The 2,916-nt window shown below is 48.6% G+C and carries 5 protein-coding genes; all 5 read right to left on the bottom strand.

What is annotated here, in order from left to right; all coding sequences use genetic code 11:
- A partial coding sequence (locus PHU49_16595; GenBank protein MDD5245629.1) for an alanine--tRNA ligase-related protein occupies positions 1–188 on the bottom strand: 188 nt, incomplete at its 3' end.
- The gene (gene recA / locus PHU49_16590) at positions 185–1,183 is read right to left on the bottom strand and encodes a recombinase RecA (protein MDD5245628.1); all 999 of its coding nucleotides are present in this window, start codon (positions 1,181–1,183) and stop codon (positions 185–187) included. The genes recA and PHU49_16595, both read right to left, overlap by 4 nt.
- A 19-nt stretch (positions 1,184–1,202) precedes the next feature.
- Entirely contained in the window at positions 1,203–1,754 is a 552-nt protein-coding gene (thpR, locus tag PHU49_16585; protein ID MDD5245627.1) for an RNA 2',3'-cyclic phosphodiesterase, read from the bottom strand.
- Positions 1,751–2,230 carry a CinA family protein gene (locus tag PHU49_16580; GenBank protein MDD5245626.1) on the bottom strand — a complete coding sequence of 160 codons (480 nt, stop codon included), beginning with the start codon at positions 2,228–2,230 and terminating at the stop codon, positions 1,751–1,753. Before PHU49_16580 ends, thpR begins: the two co-directional genes overlap by 4 nt.
- A 29-nt stretch (positions 2,231–2,259) precedes the next feature.
- Positions 2,260–2,712 carry a phosphatidylglycerophosphatase A gene (locus PHU49_16575; protein ID MDD5245625.1) on the bottom strand — a complete coding sequence of 151 codons (453 nt, stop codon included), beginning with the start codon at positions 2,710–2,712 and terminating at the stop codon, positions 2,260–2,262.
- Positions 2,713–2,916: the final 204 nt, after the last annotated feature.

Below are 2,916 nucleotides of genomic sequence, written 5' to 3'. Positions count from 1 at the left end.
CAGGACGTTGCCCTCTGATAATCCCTCTTTTCATCCCCCAGGAAGAGGTTCTTGAAGGGAACCATCCCCGCATTGACAAAGAGCAGGGTGGGATCCTTTTCCGGCACCAGCGATGCACTCGGTACAATCCTGTGGCCGTTGTGTGAAAAAAAATCTAAAAATGTTTTGCGGATCTCCTTTGATGTCACGATTCACCCTTCTTTATTGCAAGTATCTTTTCTTCAATCGCCTTTTTAACATCGGGGTGATTTTTCAAAAACTCTTTGGCATTTTCCCTGCCCTGGCCAATCCTCGAATCGCCATAGGAGTACCATGTGCCTGCCTTCTCCACGACATTAAAATCGACTGCGAGATCAAGGATATCCCCTTCCTTTGAAATACCCTCACCGAATATTATATCGAACTCTACTTCCCTGAAAGGCGGCGCGAGCTTGTTCTTCACGACCTTGACCCTTGTCCTGCTCCCTATAACTTCCTGACCGTCTTTGATGGATGCGATCCTTCTGATATCAAGGCGAACAGAGGCATAGAACTTTAACGCGTTTCCGCCCGTTGTGGTCTCGGGATTTCCAAACATGATCCCTATCTTCTGCCGTATCTGGTTGATGAATATTACTGTCGTCATTGATTTACTGATCGTTGCCGTTAACTTCCTCAGGGCCTGTGACATGAGTCTTGCCTGTAACCCCATGTGGGCGTCCCCCATTTCCCCCTCGATCTCTGCCCTTGGGACAAGGGCTGCCACTGAATCAATAACAACGGCCTCAACGGCGCTGCTTCTCACAAGTATCTCGACGATCTCAAGGGCCTGCTCACCCGTATCGGGCTGGGAGATCAGGAGGTCATCGGTATTGACGCCGATCTTCCGTGCATAAAAGACATCAAGGGCGTGCTCAGCGTCGATAAAGGCAGCAACCCCGCCTGCCTTCTGGATCTCAGCAAGAACCTGCAGCGCAAGGGTCGTCTTCCCGGATGCCTCAGGACCATAGATCTCTACCACCCTTCCTCTCGGCAAACCACCAATCCCCAGCGCCATATCAAGGGAGATTGAACCTGTCGAAACGACGGGAACCTCCTCCAGCGGTTTTTCGCCAAGTTTCATGATAGAGCCTTTTCCGAAAAGTTTCTCAATTTGAGAAACGGCCATGTCGATTGCCTTATTCTTGCTTGTTTCTTCTTTCACGCGCTCCCCCTCTCTTTTGTTAAATGGTTTTATTGAACTCTAACTCCCGGATCGGAGTATATACGGCGCCTGCAGGTTTGAGCGTACTCTGAAAAAGCACCATCCTGCTTACAGTAAAGCCCTTCATATCAACGGCAACAATGTCCCTGTCCAGCAATGGACCGGGTATCCTCATCCTCCCAAGGGTAATATGAGGCCTGAAACTCCGCTTTTCTTTCTCAATGTCCAATCCTGACAGACGATCCTCTATATCATGAAATATCATTTGTATGTTGTCAACTCCCTTTTCAAGTGCCATCACGATCACCCTTGCCCTTTTTCTGTCAGGGAATGCCTCAATACCTTGCAATGTCACGGCGACGGGGTCGTACCACCTTTCAATGCCGGACAGTGCATCTCCTATTTCGCTGACCCTTTTTTCTTCCTGCTCACCAAAAAACTTCAACGTGATGTGTTGTGCCTTTTCATTGACCCACTTTACACCATGGATACGCATTGCCAGCTGATCTTTGACAACACCGAGATACTCCTTTATCTCTTCGGGGATCTCCAGGGCCAGAAAAACCCTCACCTGAGCCTCCCTTCAAGATGGTCAAGGATAAACAACAGGGCTTCTTCTGATGTCCGGAGCTTAATCTCTGTCCTGTCCCCCTGGAAAGAAAATTTCCGGACGAATGTCCCATCCGGTGCAGCAAGCGCTATATAGACCGTACCGACAGGTTTTTCAGGTGTACCGCCACCGGGGCCTGCAATTCCGGTGATAGCCAACCCTATATCAACCCCGGCGGCCTTTCTGACACCCTCAGCCATGAATCGCGCAACCTCGTCGCTTACTGCCCCCTTCGCCTTTATAGTCGCTTCCGGAACCGACAAAAGATGCTCTTTGGCCTTGTTGCTATAGGTCACAAAACCGGTTTCGAAGTAACCCGACGCACCGGGAACGTTGGTGATCCTGTGTGCCACCAGCCCCCCCGTACAGGACTCGGCAACGGCTATCTTCTTTGAATGCATGAGCAGTAAACTGCCGACCCTTTCTTCTAATACCATTTCATTGTCCTAATACAATTTCATTCTTCCTAAAACCATGCTATCCTTCTCCAGACTATCAGCACCACATTGGCAAATATCCCTGCAATCACATCATCTGCAACTATGCCGTATCCCTTTCGCAACCTCTCCGCGTGCCCGATGGGAAATGGCTTCAGGATGTCAAAGCCCCGGAAGAAGACAAAACCGATAACGATGTTGATAAGGGTCACGCTGTGCCCTGCCATGGCAATACACATCCCTGCCAGTTCATCGATCACGATATACCCGGGATCCCTTTCTTCAAATCCGAGCAGGTTGATACAAAAAACAGAGAATATGACAAGGAGAATGACAAAGGGCAGATTATTAAAAGGCAACGGGAACAGGTATATCAAGATACAACCAAGTATAGAGGCGTACGTGCCGGGGGCAAAGGGCAGCCGCCCAATATAACCGCAGGTAATGATGAAACGCAGGATCGCATCTAATTTTCGTGACATTTTTTTAAGGAACCTAAGAAACTGAAAAATAATGACCGATAACCAATTAAAGATCTATTACAAGAAGCACCTGCCCCGGTGTTGTGAAATCGACGAAGCCCGGTCTTTCTATAGTATATCGTATTTCGTATATCGTATATCGGAATTCTCAAAAACACGTCCGGCATTAGGCGTTCGAATTGGTTTTCTTGGTTTTTTACCATT

The sequence above is a fragment of the Syntrophorhabdaceae bacterium genome, from assembly GCA_028713955.1.
Lineage (GTDB): Bacteria > Desulfobacterota > Syntrophorhabdia > Syntrophorhabdales > Syntrophorhabdaceae > UBA5609.
Note: the sequence above shows the minus strand (reverse complement) of the source record. Positions and strands in the feature narration are given on the sequence as shown.

Coding starts and splice junctions, on each gene's coding strand:
- PHU49_16580 (MDD5245626.1), bottom strand. CDS start 2,230: ATGGTATTAGAAGAAAGGGTCGGCAGTTTACTGCTCATGCATTCAAAG.
- PHU49_16575 (MDD5245625.1), bottom strand. CDS start 2,712: ATGTCACGAAAATTAGATGCGATCCTGCGTTTCATCATTACCTGCGGT.